The sequence below is a fragment of the Terriglobus sp. YAF25 genome, assembly GCF_052113305.1.
In the GTDB taxonomy this organism is placed as follows: domain Bacteria; phylum Acidobacteriota; class Terriglobia; order Terriglobales; family Acidobacteriaceae; genus Terriglobus.
Genome location: NZ_JBFRCY010000044.1, coordinates 1 through 15536, shown reverse-complemented (window position 1 = coordinate 15536; position 15536 = coordinate 1). Strand labels below are relative to the sequence as shown.

General features: G+C 55.9%; 11 protein-coding genes. All 11 read left to right on the top strand.

What is annotated here, in order from left to right:
• On the top strand, positions 1 to 822 hold an 822-nt coding region (locus AB4043_RS03040), incomplete at its 5' end, for an FAD-dependent oxidoreductase (RefSeq protein WP_442306481.1).
• Positions 823 to 1032: 210 nt separating this feature from the next.
• Entirely contained in the window at positions 1033 to 1797 is a 765-nt protein-coding gene (locus tag AB4043_RS03035; RefSeq protein WP_442299054.1) for a polysaccharide deacetylase family protein, read from the top strand.
• Between the two features lie 70 nt (positions 1798 to 1867).
• The gene (locus AB4043_RS03030) at positions 1868 to 2989 is read left to right on the top strand and encodes a glycosyltransferase family 4 protein (protein WP_442299053.1); all 1122 of its coding nucleotides are present in this window, start codon (positions 1868 to 1870) and stop codon (positions 2987 to 2989) included.
• The gene (locus AB4043_RS03025) at positions 2958 to 4322 is read left to right on the top strand and encodes a glycosyltransferase family 4 protein (RefSeq protein ID WP_442299052.1); all 1365 of its coding nucleotides are present in this window, start codon (positions 2958 to 2960) and stop codon (positions 4320 to 4322) included. The genes AB4043_RS03030 and AB4043_RS03025 overlap by 32 nt, the downstream gene beginning before the upstream one ends.
• A gap of 163 nt (positions 4323 to 4485) precedes the next feature.
• Positions 4486 to 4725, top strand: coding sequence for a hypothetical protein (locus tag AB4043_RS03020; protein WP_442306480.1), 240 nt, complete (start codon positions 4486 to 4488; stop codon positions 4723 to 4725).
• Positions 4726 to 4898: 173 nt separating this feature from the next.
• Entirely contained in the window at positions 4899 to 6005 is a 1107-nt protein-coding gene (locus AB4043_RS03015; RefSeq protein ID WP_442299050.1) for a hypothetical protein, read from the top strand.
• A complete protein-coding gene (locus AB4043_RS03010) occupies positions 5995 to 7467 on the top strand; it encodes a GumC family protein (protein ID WP_442299049.1) in 1473 nt (490 codons plus the stop codon). Before AB4043_RS03015 ends, AB4043_RS03010 begins: the two co-directional genes overlap by 11 nt.
• A gap of 229 nt (positions 7468 to 7696) precedes the next feature.
• Positions 7697 to 8275 carry a tyrosine-protein kinase family protein gene (locus AB4043_RS03005; protein ID WP_442299048.1) on the top strand — a complete coding sequence of 193 codons (579 nt, stop codon included), beginning with the start codon at positions 7697 to 7699 and terminating at the stop codon, positions 8273 to 8275.
• Between the two features lie 53 nt (positions 8276 to 8328).
• The gene (locus AB4043_RS03000) at positions 8329 to 12543 is read left to right on the top strand and encodes a BACON domain-containing protein (RefSeq protein WP_442306479.1); all 4215 of its coding nucleotides are present in this window, start codon (positions 8329 to 8331) and stop codon (positions 12541 to 12543) included.
• 19 nt (positions 12544 to 12562) lie between these two features.
• Positions 12563 to 14473: a DUF2079 domain-containing protein gene (locus AB4043_RS02995; RefSeq protein ID WP_442299046.1), complete on the top strand. Its 1911-nt coding sequence runs from the start codon at positions 12563 to 12565 to the stop codon at positions 14471 to 14473.
• Positions 14470 to 15536 (top strand): lipopolysaccharide biosynthesis protein (locus tag AB4043_RS02990; RefSeq protein ID WP_442306478.1); only part of this gene is annotated, 1067 nt, incomplete at its 3' end. The genes AB4043_RS02995 and AB4043_RS02990, both read left to right, overlap by 4 nt.

Sequence of the window (15536 nt, the reverse complement as noted above, 5' to 3'; positions counted from 1 at the left end):
CAACAGGAGCAGCTCGGCTATGTTCGCGGGGGATATAGCACTGTTTTTCACAGACTGCAGCAGGTCGTTGTGTCACTTGGAGGCTCGACCAACACCGGAGTGAAGATCCGGTGTATCTCCTCGAATAACCCTACGCAGGAAGGACATATCCGCGTCAAAGCCTGCCATAAAGATATGTACTTTGACGGCGCCATTCTAACCGCGCCGAACAGAGTCATCGCCGATTTGCTCGACACGGACGATGCCGCTTACAAAGCCCGCCTGGGGCAGGTAATGTACCTCGGGATTATCTGCGTTGTTCTGGTTTTGAAAAGGCGTCTGAGCCCGTTCTATGTAACGAACGTGACAGAAAAGATCGGCTTCACGGGCGTCATCGAAATGACGAACCTGATCGATCCCGCGCAGGAGACCAACAACCGCCATCTCGTGTATCTGCCCCGCTACGCTGCTCCCGACGATACCTTATTCGAGGCCTCCGACGATGCAGTCTGGCAGCACGTCTGGACCGATCTTTCGCGGATGCACCCCGACCTTACGGAAGCGGACATTGAGCATCGTTTTGTCTTCCGCGAGCGGGTCGTTCAACCCGTGCCGACGCTAGGGTATTCCGAGATTCTGCCTCCGGCACGGACGCCGGTCGCCGGCGTCTATGTTGCCAATACCTCTCAGATACTGAATGACACGCTCAACAATAACGCGATGACGTCCATCGCCCAGGCTACATGCGACGAACTCATGAAAGATATCCCGTTGCAGCAGCAGGTCGAGACCTTAGCGCCGAAAGGGACGGAAGAGGCGCTCAGGCCCGCTTTCGCACGGTAGGTGTCCCACTATGCATATCTCCATGATCTCCATCGAGGCCATTCTCCAAGCAATCGATCACCTATTGCTTGGCCGCCCGGTGATCTCACTTCTTTTGATTTCCGGATGTCTGTTCCTCATCTCTGAGGTAATCCAGCGTGCCAAACGGAGCCAGATCCCTGTGCCGACAAAGACACAGATGCTCCATCAAGGCACAGAAGACAGTTCCCTATGAACCTTTCATCCACCATCGTTCCGCACGTCCTGGCCTATCACGAGATCGACGACCAGAATTCGGCGGATGTCTATTGCATCTCTCCGGATACCTTCATGAGCCATATGTGGGCTGCCGCCCATGAAGCTGAACCGGTCAAACAATCGGCGTATATTACGTTTGACGACGGCCATGTGTCGCATATGCGATGGGCGGTTCCCATTCTGAATGAGCTCGGCGCACAGGGACATTTCTTCATTCCTACGGCCTGGGTGGGATCGAAGCACGGATATGTCACTTGGAACGATGTACGGTCGATCGCCGACCAGGGGCATCGGATCGGCTCCCACGGTGCCACTCACATCTTTTTATCGGCCTGCAACCCCTCCCAGTTAGAACAGGAGGTTCGCAGTTCCAGACTGACCCTCGAAGCCAAGATCGGCCAGGCTGTCACATCGATTTCAATGCCTGGCGGGCGTTGGAATGACACTGTGATTCGTGCCTGCGCCGTGGCGGGATACGAAGAAGTCTATACCTCGGAGCCTGGCATGTACCGTACAGCTACGGTCGAGAACAGCATACGGCTTCCTGCGGTTATTGGAAGATTTGCGGTACGCCGTAAGACCTCACTCCGCACAATTGCCGCCTACCTTGAAGGCGATCTTTTCGCTGTCAGCCGGCTTCGCGGTATGTATCGGTTTCGTCAACTTGCTAAACGCATGATCGGAGACAGGGGCTATCAACAAATCTGGTCTTCCCTCTTCCGTGCGATGCCAGGCTGAACGATGTGGGGTGTAGTGTATGCGGGTTCTTCAACTTGTCTCAAGTTCCGGCTTCTACGGCACGGAAAGAATGATCTGCCTCCTCTCGGCCGCTCTTCAACGCGCCGGAGCTGAGGTCTATATCGGCGTCTTCAATGGCTCAAGTGCATCCTGTTCGCGTTTTGTCCAGGAGGCTGAACGTCAGAATCTGCCGGTACTCAATCTCGCCTGCAAAGGAAGGTGGAGCCTTAGGACCATTGTGCTTCTGGCCAGATGGCTCCGGATGAACCATATCGAAGTGCTGCACACCCATGGCTATAAAGCGAATATCTATGGGCTGGTGGCTGCCCGTCTCGCAGGCTGCGCGCTTGTTGCAACCTGTCACAACTGGACCAACCGGACCGCATCCCTTCGGCAATACGCTACGCTCGACCGGTTTCTCCTCCGTCACTTTGACCGTGTGGCAGCCGTATCGCACGGAGTCCTGTCGAATCTGCGACGTGCCGGTGTGCCCGGGCGGCGCATACGGCAGATCCCCAATGGCATTGAGGTCGCTACATACAAGGCCGCATCGCAAACGCCCAACCGGTCTGGGCGTATTATTCTCGGTTGCCTTTCGAGACTTTCGAAAGAAAAGGGGGTCGATGTTCTGGTTTGGGCCCTTCCCAAACTATTGGCGGCCTATCCCGAACTGCAGTGCGTCGTTGCGGGAGAAGGTCCCGAACGGGAGCGCATTCTCGCGTTAGCGGCCGAGCTCTGCGTCTCTCACGCTCTTCACCTACCTGGGTTCTGTGACGACACCGCTCGTTTTTTGTCGCGTTGCACACTTGTCATCCAGCCATCGAGAATCGAAGCGATGCCTCTGGCAGTACTGGAGGCGATGGCTTCTGAAAAACCCATCATAGCCTCGGCAGTCGGCGAAATTCCTCGTTTGCTGGAAGACGGCAAGGCAGGCCTGCTTGTACCGCCCAATAATCCGGATATGCTGGCAGACGCCATTCTGAGGCTGCTTTCTTCACCGGAGAAGCAACAAGAATTGGCGGCTCGCGCGGCAGAAAAGGCTGCCGCGTGTTTCGACGTTTCGGTCATGCTCGACGGCTATCTCATGACGTACAAGGAAGCGATGGCAAAGCGTCATCTCCTGGTGAGAACTAGCCCTTCGGAGAAAGCAGGCGCATATTATGGGCGTGGTACCGATCGCAACATCGCATAAGGCGACAGGAGGCACGCAACCGGAGGGCTCATCCTTGCGTGTATGGCTGAGTGATCCGTTGTGTTTTACCCCCTGGTATACAGCCTCGCTAGCCCGCGCCCTTGCTTCAGCGAATGTCTCCCTGCGGCTGCTGAGTGCCAGCGTCTCTCGTGAGCCTGAGTATTTTTCCCAGGTGAGTCTCTCTCCTGATCCGGGTCCTTTTCATTTCGACAATCTGGCAAATGGCTGGCCATCATCACTGCGGCGTGTCATGCGCTGCGCAGCTGCCATCTCGAATTCCATTGCACTCGCAAGAACACTGGAGAGTACTCCCTCAAAGCGCCCCGACATTATCCACCTGCAGCAGCTCCCTCTGTTAAACCACAACATCGGTAGCGACTTTGAGCTGCTCGGAGCCGCCCGGAGATGCCACATCCCGGTTGTGCACACCGTTCATAACCTGCTTCCGCACGACACTGGGAATCGCCTGGAAAACATCTTCGGCCGCCTCTATCGCAGTGTGGATCACCTGATCTGTCACTCGCGGGATATCGCAGATGCCCTGGGGGCTCGATTCGACATACCTTCCATCTTCATCTCTGTCATACCGCATGGGCCCCTCTTTGAATCCGCAGATCATAGGAGTCCCAGCGACGCCCGTGCAACGCTGAACCTTCCTCAAGACCGCCCGATTGTTCTCTGGCAGGGCGTCATGGCGTCCTATAAAGGATTAGACCTGCTGCTCCAGGCGTGGACGGCCAACGTGCCTCGATGGAAAAATCGATCGATGGTTATGCCCCTGCTGGTCATCGCAGGAACGGGTTCCTCAGACGTTGAGGCCGAGGTTCAAGCAGCAGCCGCTTCCCTCCCGGACACCGTGCGGGCTGACATTCACTACATCCCCACAAGCCGACTGCCCTCCTACTACCAGGCTGCCGACCTGCTGGTGTATCCCTATCGATCGATAACGACCAGCGGCGCTTTGCTGACAGGCTTGTGCTACCGGAAGCCAATTATCGCCTCCGACCTGCCGCCATTCCGGGAGTATCTGGAACCAAACCAGAACGCTCTGCTGGTGCCTCCGGGAGACGTTGCAGCGCTTTCCTCTGCACTCGAAGAAGCGGTTGACGGCATCACAAACCTACATCGACAGCCACGAGCGGAGGCAGGCAGAAACATCTATCTCGACCTTCTCATGGGAGCAGCAAATAACCATCGCAGGTACGTTGGCTGGGATCAGATCGCGCGGCAAACGATCGAGGTGTACCGGATGACAATCACAGCCAAAGCTGCGCAGCCGAAAGTATGCAAGATCCTGCAAACATTTCCAAAGGCATCCTTCCGCAAATCCTGATATTCGCCAGAAACGCCCTCAAATAGAGGGCAGATTTGGCTTTTTGATTGCTTCCTCAAGCATCGGAAGGATGGCCATTATGAAGCCCAGGTCTCATACCATTTGGTTCTCGCTAGCATGCTCGGCTCTTCTCTGCGCTGGAAATTGCTACGGACAACAGCGCGTGGCAGATGCAGGCAAGACCAACGCTCCGAGTGTGCCGAAAGCAGACCCTCGCGCTACCCCTGCCGTTGCCACGCCCCAGTACACGATTGGAAGCGGAGACGTCCTCAACATCCAGGTCTGGAAAGAAAAGGATCTGAGAGCCAGCGGGATCTGGATGAATTACAAGTCTCTGATTCAAGGTTCCGATACGAATCACAATCTGCAGCTCAATCCCGGCGACACAGTGGTGATCCCGTGAAAGTACTCAACCCTGTTTCCTTGCTCTGTCTTATCTGCCTTACTGCCCCGGCCGGTGTAGTTGCTCAAGCTGCGCACACACAAACGTCTTCCCAGGCTCAGGACCCCGTACGGGTAGACAATGGCCAATCCTCAACACAACAAGAGATCCGTCCGACGTGGGTAGACGCAGCGATGCCACGCGAAGAACGGCCTTATTTTGATCTCGAAGCGTCGCTCTCGTATGGCCGGGATACTGCCATAAACAACGCACCGGACCTGAAGTCCAACACCCTTGGATTACAGGGCCACGTCGGCATCAGTTCGGTGGGACACCGCTTCTCCAGCTATCTTACGCACGACGCCACCGTACTTCAGTTCCCGGCAAGTGATATCAAAATGCAACAGTATCACTGGACAACCATCGGCATGACTGAGATCACCAGCCCCCGTACCGTATGGGGTCTGAACGCTGCAAATGCATACGGCGCAGATGCGGCGCGCGCGGGAAGCAGCGTCAGTCTTGCTAATGTAAATTCAGCAATCAACAATAACGGCGTACAAACGGGACTCATCACCGGCGACACGCTTCAGCAATACGTAACATTTCTTGTCGACCACGAAACTTCAGAAGTAAGTGCGCTATCTTTCGGCGCAAGCGCAGGCTTCCATAATTTCCTTGGGGCTGCCCCCTCCACCCGGCAATACGAGATAAATGCGGCTTATCGCGAATTGTGGAGTCGCCGCCTGCTCATCGGGGTTCGAGGCGATGCTGCACAACAGAACTTCGGAGCGGGTACCTGCGTAACCGCCGCGCTTGGAGCCTTCTCCACGTACCAGATGACCGCAGCGATGCGGGTCGAAGGCTCAGGTGGTCCGGTTTTCGGTTCTGCAGAATGCACCGGCAATTATCAATACGAGTTTGCCGTTTCAGCGCAGAACGCTCGAGGAAACCGGGCCTACATCGGTACAAGCCGTAAACGCGGCAATGGTGCCGTCGCAGGGTCCCTTTGGGAGACCTCAGTCTATGGCGGAGTGCAGGTTGGCAATCCCAGACGGTTCACGGCTGCATTCAACGGTGGTTATAGCAGCTACCATGGCGGAGCTTTGACGGATACAAGCTCCGACATCAATGGTTATTTCCTGTCGGGCGAGTACCACCGTCCTCTTTCGCAATGGGCGGAATGGTCATTTACAGCACGTCATTTTCAACGCACCGTCTCTTCGGTCGATTTGGCCAGAACGGTCTTTTTCGTAACATTCACCTGGTCGAGGCAGCATGGAGGTTCCCATGGCAGATGAGCATATTCCCATTTCCGAGCGCATCTCGATGTTGTTCAGTGCGCTGAAATACCACTTACGACTGACTCTCATCGTCCTTGCCGTTGTCTTTGCGGGATCGGCGGTGTATATCGAGCAGATGCCGGATGTGTACATGGCACAAACTCAGATCCTGGTAAACCCTCAGCGGGTCTCGGACAAGTATGTCAGCAGCGCCGTTTCGATGGGTGCAAGCGAACGCCTGAATACTTTGAGCCAGCAGATTCTCAGTTCCTCAAGGCTCGAAAGGATTCTGGAAGACTTCGGCCTCTTTCCCCAGTTGCGCGGAAAGGTCACTCGGGAAGAACTCATCGAGCGCATGCGGAAGAACATTGGCATACAGTTGAAGCATAACTCCGATGGTTTGAGCGCCTTTACGTTAAGCTATACCGGAGACTCAGCCCAGGAAGTCGCCGCGGTTGCCAACAAGCTCGCGGATTCGTTCATCACCTGGAACCTACATGATCGTGAGCAGGAGGCTCAAGGGACGACTGCATTCCTTGCCAACGAGCTCAGCACGACGAAAAGCCAACTCGACAGCCTGGAAGAACGGCTCAGGGTGTACAAGATGAGACACCTTGGCGAGCTGCCGGATCAGTTACAGGCAAACATGCAGACGCTCTCCCGTCTTCAGGTGGAACTTCAATCGAACACCGAAGCGCAGAGCCGTCTTGACCATGAAGCGCTCCTTGCCTCCACCATGGCGCCTGAGACAACATTGCGTTCGCAGGGCATAGCACCCAGCGCACGGCAAAGACTTATCAGCGAGAGACAGACCGCTCAAGCGGAGCTCTCTGAGATGCGGAAGCACTATACCGACAGCTTTCCCGATGTAGTACAGAAACAGGCTGAAGTACAGGCCCTTAACGAGAGGATTGCCGCAACTCCCGACATGGATCCGACTGCGATTTCCTCTGACCCGCAGCCAGCCTCAAATCCGCAATTGCAACTGATCCGCCGGGACCGTGCCCGCTTGGCGAACGAACAACAGAATATCCAGATGGCGATCAATCGCTATCAGTCGAGGGTCGATTCTGAACCCGTTCGTGAGCAGGAGGTCTCGCAGCTTCTGCGCGATTACGATACGGCACGTGAACACTACCGTTCCCTGCTTGAGAAGAACTACTCCGCCCAGATGGCAGCGCAGTTGGAACATCAGCAACAGGGCGGCAGTTTCACCATGCTGGACTACGCCCGCATTCCTGACGCGCCCGCCGGCCCGAAACGTATGCCCCTTTTTATTGGAGCCTTCTTTTTGGCCTTAATCGCCGGCATCGGCGCAGCATTTGTCAGCGAAATGATGGACAGCACCGTAAAGTCGGAGCTCGAGTTACGGGACTGCCTGCCCGGCATTCCACTTCTTGGTATCACACCGAGCATGGAACAAGCACGCGGCATGTCCCGCACACTTGCTCCGCAACGCTATTTATTAGGGGGCCAATAAGGTGATCTCTCTTTCTCTTCAACCTAAAACTGATCTGCGTAGCCAGAGCTCACGACTTCAAACATCAGACTCTGATCATGACTCCGCGCGCCATACAGAACCGCCCTTCGACGCCGCATCCGGGCTTGACGGGGTAAAACGCATTGACACCAGCTGTAATGGCCAGGCACGCGAAGTCTCTGTGTTCGAAACCGACGCTAACGGGATTGCTTCAGAGCAGTTTCGATTGATGCAACACCGCCTTTCCAATATCCGTCCATCAGGCGGGGCAGTGCTAATCACGAGCCCAGGTGTCTCAGACGGGAAAAGCCTGAATGCCTACAACCTCGCGTGGGCATTGGCCGAGGCCGGCAACAACACGTTGCTGCTTGAACTCGACCTGCGCCGGCCAAGCCAAAACCGCCATATTCCGACGCCGCAGCCGTCCGGCCTGGTCGATGTTCTTACGGGAGAGACCACCGCCTTGTCCGCGATACGCAGACTCAGTGATGCTCCGTTGTTCTATTTAGGCCTGAATAAGCCGGCCTCGAAGCCGGTAGATCTGCTGCGGTCTCAGGCGCTGCAGGACCTGCTCGGCTGGGCGCGCCAGACATTTTCGTGGGTCATCATGGATGGCCCACCTGTTCTGGCGGTATCCGATGTTGAAGAGATCTTGCCCCGCGCCGACCTTGTGCTGCTGGTCGTTCGTGAGCGCGGTACGCCACGGGCGATGGTGGAACGCACTGTAGAACACCTTGGCGAACGGCTGAATTTCGTGATCTATAACAACGTTTCACTCTCCAGTGAATACGGCTACGGATATCGCTGAATTTCCGCAGCAAGCTGTCGAATGTCACGACCACTCGAAATAAGGGAACTGCCATGAACACGTCAAATGTTTGGGTCTTCCGTCATCGTCGCCTGCTCATACTCTGTGGATTGGTCTTTGCTTTTGCTCTGTTTTCGATATCCCATGCTGTGGCGCAGAGCCAGGATCTTACGGTCGTCGTGCTGGTGAATTCCTCTGTTCCCTCCGGCTATAGCACCAGCAGCACAAGCCCGGGATCCTATCAAATGGGCCCCGAGAGATATCTCGTCCATTTGCAGGTTCCATATAAAGTTGTCGATATCAGTCAGACCTCGGCTACCGATCTGACCGCATCGCAGTTGATTATTGCGGGCCATAACGGTTTGAAGCCGAGTGCCGCGTGGCAGAACGCAATTCTGACCGCGGTCGCAAACGGTACAGGGTTCGTGAACCTTGACAGCGATCAGGCGATCGGCACGCAGAACCATATGATGACGATGTTTCATGCTACCGGCGCCACGTTAGGTGACGCGCAGACAAGCATTACCGTTCCCGCGGCGGTCCAGGTGGGTGGATCCACGCCGCACTACATTGCAGCACTCCAGCGTCACTGGCTCGGCGACCCGGCTGGCGACATCACCTACAACTACCACGGCAACGGATCAACAACGATTGCTTCCAATGCCACGATTCTCACCGGCGGTACCGGGACGGTCGTGGCTCAACTCGGAACCGATCCTCTGATTCTGGTCAGCACCTACGGCCAGGGGCGCATCGTCGATTTCACCACCTATGACTACCTGCACGCCGACCGCTTCGGGTTTGTCGAAGGTGTCGACGATCTATTCTGGCGCAGCCTGGTATGGGCAGCTCGCAAGCCCTTCGTGCTTCGCGGATATCCGCGCCTTGCGGCGATTCAGCTGGACGACAATGAACCCGGTGTCATGTCTCGCATTCCGGATATGTGGAACACAACTCTTACCGGCACCGTCGCTTCCGATGGCACAGGCGGTCCCTGGCTCCCGCAACTGAACATGCAGCTCTCGTCGCTGTCCACACCCGGTGGCGAGCGTGCCCAGTTGATCAGCGCCGTCAACTCCGGATTTCTGCATGCGACTCCGCATGGTCTGAACTATGGTTCGGGGGGGGATCTTTACTGGAATCTGAGTATTGCGAATACCGACGCACAGTGGCAATCGAATGTAACCTCGACTCTGCAATGGAAGCTCGGGCAGGGCGGGACGGACACCTTTCCCACCTTTGGCCGTGCGATGGTAGGCCACTACTGGGATGTCACGGACAACGCCGGATACGAGATGTGGAATAGCCTCGGAATCCGCTACATCACAACACCCCAAAATCCTGGCACCTACTACTTCAATTTTCCGAAGACAACGGCCCAGAGAATTCCCTATGGACCGTTCCGCATCTACGAACAACCCCCGGTCTATTCAGTGGATTATGAAGAAACATTTCCCTTCTTCTATGCAGATGACATGGTGGTGCACAGCGTCGCCGGAAAGCCCGCACAGACCTTCTTTGCTTTCGCGTCCCAGGTAGGACAATCCGGCGGCCGTTTCAGTCGTCCTGACGCCGTCTGGCCAAGCTCACAGAATGGCTATACCGTCGCCCAGAGCCTGAATCAATGGGAGTACTACATGTGGCACTTCTGGTCAGGCATGATGCCGGTTCAGATCTACACCCACGACGGCAACAATCTCGAATATACGACAACGGCAAACCGCCAGAGTTTCATTTCTCAACTTTCGACCTGGTTCAAAACGAATAAAGGAATTCACCAGTACATGGATGGCATGGGTGACTATCTTCGTGCCCGTAATCACTCGCTGCTTACCAGCGGAACGGTCACCGCTTCGTCCATTACACTGAAGTTCACTGGCTCCGCAACCGACGCCGATGGCCACCTCATTCCAACCAAAGCATACGTCTTCTACGGAGACGACGAGGGAACGCTTCTCGCCGTTCCTGGTTTCAGCAACGGTGGTACGTACAGTTACACGAACACGCAGCCTGCGACGATGCAGGTCACACCGGTCACGTTGAGCTTTGCGACTCCTTCCGGGTCGTCGCCTGCATCGCAGACCGTCACGATCTCAAACATCGGCTCCGGCACCTATAACTGGACGGTTTCGGACAATGCATCCTGGTTGAGCGTAAGCCCTGCGAGCGGCACGGCGGGCAGTAACACCGTGACGGTATCCGTCAATAGCTCCAGCCTGGCTGCCGGTTCCTACAGTGCCACTATCACCTTCACTTCAGCTACGGCGGCGGGCAGCCCAAAGACGGTTGCAGTCTCACTTAGTGTTAATCCGAGCAATGCATCACTGGTCGCTAGTCCGACCTCGTTGTCCTTCAGCCAGAATACCAACACCACAACGGCTACAACACAACAACTCTCCATCACGAATCCAAGCGGTACCAATGTCACCTGGACCGCTTCGGGCAATGCTTCCTGGCTTAGCGTCTCTCCGACCACCGGCGGCACGCCCGGCACACTGAATGTCTCAGTCGTTGCAGGCTCACTATCGCCTGGCACCTACAGTGGAACGGTTACCGTCAGCTCAACCAATCCTGTGCTGTCCGTATCTGTTCCTGTTACATTCCAGGTGCTCACACCGCCCATCGTCATATCCACATCAAGCCTTAGTGGGTGGACGATCTCGCCTCTCGGCGGCCTTTCCGGATGGTCATCAACCGGCAGCGCTCTTCGCTATAACGGCGGCGGCGAAGCTCCGCTCTATGCCGGCAATGYCGGATGGACGGACTACGACCTCTCCGTAACGATGACGCTGCCGGCCTCCAATTATCCTGGCGGCATCAGGGGCCGCGTTAACCCAGCCAATGGATCCGGGTATGCTCTCTGGTGCTATCCACCGGACCACACGATCAATCTCTACAGAGTGGTCAACTGGAGCATCGACAGCGGGTACACTTTGATCGGAAGCTACAACCAGCTTTCCTTTGACACCAGCGCCCACACGTACAAGCTATCGTTCCTTGGAAGTACGATATCGGTCTATTACGACGGGACGAAGCTCTTCTCGTCCACAGACTCGACTTATACCTCTGGGCTCATAGCCCTGGATCCGTCGAACCAGATTGTCACTTATAGCAACGTCTCGATCACGAATTCCGTTGCTCCACAAACCACGGCAAGCGCCTCGCCTACATCCTTAGCCTTCAGCGCCTTGCCGGGCGCCACGGCAGCCGCTCAGACGGTAACGCTTACCTCATCCCCGAGCAGCGTTTCCTGGACGGCCTCTTCTAACGCGGCCTGGCTTACCAGCTCGCCAACGCAAGGAGCCTCCACTCCTGCATCCATTGCGGTCACGGCGAGCGCAGCAAGCCTGGCGGCTGGGAGTTATTCAGCCACACTTACGCTGAGTCCATCTGCCGGCGCGTCGATTCAGATTCCGGTGACCTTCAGCGTCAGCTCACAGCCAACGGCAGTCATCAGCGTCACGCCTTCCAGCCTATATCTCTTCAGTCCTACCGGCTCATCACCGCCGCCAGCTACCGTCTCAGTGCAGAACACTGGGACAGGCGGTATGCCGTGGACCGCAACCAGCAACAGCTCCTGGCTCACCCCGTCGCCGGCTTCTTCGGGTGCGCCGGGCACGTTGACGCTAACACCGTCCAGCGCCGCGCTCGCTGCGGGAACGGTAATGGCGAACGTCACTGTCAGTTCAAGCAATGCGACTAACTCATTCACGCTCCCAGTCTCGCTTCATCTTGGGACGAAGCTATTCAGCGATAACTTCAGTACGGGCTCGTCGCAATGGACCGCTTCTCCACTTGGTCTCGCTTCAAACTGGACAGTATCGAACAATTCTTTCAATTACAACGGAGGCGGTCACACGCAGYAGTATGCGGGTAGCTCCTCCTGGACCGACTACGTCTTCTCTGCAGATGTCACTTTGACTAACCTCTCAAACTATCCAGGGGGCATACGTGGCCGTGTGAACCTCTCTACTGGCGCGTCCTACGCGGTCTGGCAATATCCGGCAGACAACGTCATCAAGCTGTTCCGCGCTACAGGCTGGTCAATCGACTCTGCCGGGCTGACGCTGCTTGCACAATCGCCGACGATCGTTATGGATACGGCGCGGCATACCCTCCGCCTCCAGTTCGCGGGTAACCAGATCATGGTGTACCGCGACAACAGCCTTATCATTTCGGCGTCCGACAGCACGCTTACTTCTGGCGCTATCGCCCTGGATGTTTCATCGCAGCCAGTCAGCTTTGCAAACGTCAGTGTTCAACAGTAGCAGGAAAGGGCGAAGAATTATGGCGACTCTTGTGCCTGTTTCAGCACGATACGAGCAGGACCATGGGAAGAGCATCGCAGAGCGATGGGCCATCCGGCTGCCCATCGCTCTCGGCTCCTCCGCCATAGCCGTCTGGAGCTGGCTGGCGTTTTTCCGCCCACTTGCGCGGCAGGGTATTGTCTGGACTGCCATCACGTGCGCACTAACCTTTGCCTTTTTCTCAGCCAGTTCGTGTCTGGTAGCCATGCTCGATGGCAGCGGCTCACGCACACTTCGTCGTGAGTTAGCGAAGTGCTCCATGGCATTTGCTCTACTGTTCCTGTTTCTTCCTGAATATACGGCTCGGGTGCGCCCGCCAGTCCTACGTTCTTCCCTGTTGCTCATCACACTGACCATACTTTGGATTGCGCTTTATCACTTCTGCCGCCGCGAGGCCGAAGGTATTCGAGACTGGGCAGAGCAAAAGACATACTGGCCACTCGCAACACTTGCCATACTCTTCATTACGCTGACGGGCCTTGCCATTCGCAAGTTCTACGTCTTTGGGTATGTTGGGCAGGATCTCGCCTATTTCGCGCAGATCATGCATACAACCCTCCACGGTCATCTCTTCTGGGGTTCCCTGCTGCAGGATCTGCTGTATTCCTATCCGGTAACCACGGACTTTGCAGGGCACAACTCGCCCCTTATGTTTCTCTTCGTGCCCTTCTATGGGCTCTTTCCCAGTCCTGTAACGCTGCTCGTCCTACGCAATGCTGCCATGCTTGCCTGCTGTTATCCGATTTACAAGATAGCCCGCACATACTGCAGTGAAAGCACTTCCCGGCTCTGGTCACTTGCGTTTTTCTTGGTGCCAACCATCTTTTATCAGTCCACATTTGACTTCTATCCGCTGAGCTTTGTCGCGCTTCCCTTGTTGTTTGCGGTTTACTTTTTCCAGCAGTCTCGCTTTCTACCATTCTGTGTCGCACTGACCTTCACTCTGGCCGTAAGAGAGGACCTCGCAATCTTTGCGGTTGCCCTCTCAATCGTTGCGCTGATCCAGCGAAAATCCATCCGCTGGATCAGCGTTCCCTTCGTCGCTGGTATCGCCTGGGCTTACTTCTCATACTTCATCGTGCTTCCACATGCGCTGCATGGCTCGTCATTTGTCACAGATGCATGTTTCAGCCATCTGGGCGCAACTCCGAAACAGATGTTGGCTCATGTATGCAGCAGTCCGCAAACTACGGTGCTGCCCCGCGGCAATATTGTGTACCTCAAGGAACTGCTAACGCCTACGGCGCTGGTCCTTTCGTTCGGCAATGCGCTCGTTCTTTCTTCGCTGCCGTTTATCGGAATCAATCTCGCTGCCGGGGCAGGAAAATGTATCACGACAATCATCTATGCCCAATATTCGGTCATTCCGGCGGTGCTGCTTTTCGCCAGCGCCCTGCTTGCCGGTACACGCACGCGCGGACTTCTGAAAGGAGTCTCGAGATTGTGGATCAGGAGCAACGCCGTGGCCCCGGCAATCTGCCTCGCACTTTGTGTCGCGACCCTGATCTTTGTAACAGGAGAAGATCAGGCCAGCGAACTGCGCTCCAAACCCTGGACACAGGAAGCCCGCCAGGTCGCCCAGCTAATTCCTGATCAGGCTTCGGTCGCGGCCCCTCGCTATCTGTTACCGTCTCTGGCAAATCGCGATTGCCTATACCAGACTCACCGGCTTTCGCAATATCACCACCCGGTCTACGAATACCTGATCCTCGATAACGACTGGTCGCACATCAATGCAAACCCGGAATACCGGACGGCATACGCTGCACTTCTGGAGAATGCCCCGAAAGACCCTGCTTTTCGCGTGCTCTACAAAACTCCGCAGTTTACCGTCCTCCAGAACCCCGCTGCGCACGGAAAAGGCTGCTTCCCCGAGGAGGCAGCACAATGAATGCGCGGTCTACACTCTTCCGGGACATGGCCAACTACCTGATGGGCCGGGGATCGCTCATCCTGCTGGGGCTTATCACCTTTCCTCTGCTGACTCGATTGCTTTCGGTCAGCGAATACGGCGTTCTGTCTCTTACGCTGCGGATCGTTCTTGTGCTGGTTGTCCTGTCGAAGTGCGGGCTTCAATACTCAGCGGCACGTTTTTTTAAGGCCGGCGCATCCTCTGTTCTGGAGCAGCGACGTCTTTACACAACTCTGCTTCTCTGCCCCGCCTGCATTGTGATTCTGGTCTCGCTGCTGTACTACGCCTTTCTGTTCTTTACACCTGTATTTCGCGGAGACCAGATCCTGTATCAGTGCCTTATGGTCGCGCCGGCGGTCGTCTTCTTTCGGACTCTACAGGCGATCCTGCTCAGCTTCCTCCGGAATGAAGGCAAGAGCCGTCTTCATACGATCGTGGAGATCACCACCAAAGTCAGCACCCTCGCCGCCTTCGTGATTCTCGCATTTGTCGGCTTTCACCATGCATTTCCAGTGCTGCTCGGTGTTCTGGCAAGCGAGTTCACTATTGTCGCGGCGCAGCTCATCAGCTTTTTGAGACGTGGGTTGTTCCGTCTTTCAGCGATGGACTGGACTTTGATCCGCGATTCGCTCCTTTTTGGCGCACCGCTCATCATCTATGAGCTTTCCAGTCTCGTATTGGACTCAGGCGACCGCATCATCGTGCAGCGCTATCTTGGTGATCATCAGCTGGGTCTTTATTCCGCAGCTTATGGGGTATCCGGATATCTTCAAGACACTGTGATGACGCCTCTGAATCTCGCTATCTTTCCGATCTATATGCGGATATGGAATGAAGAGGGCAAGCCGGCGACCGAGCAGTTTCTTTCCACCGCGGTCTCCTGGTTCATCCTTGCGGCCCTCTTCATCGTGGGAGCATGTGCTCTTTGCTCGCGGGAGATGCTGACACTCCTCGCATCGGCACGCTTTGCCGGAGCGGACCGGTTACTCACAATCCTTATCCCCTCACTCATGATCTACGCCCTGCACATCTTCTTCAATGT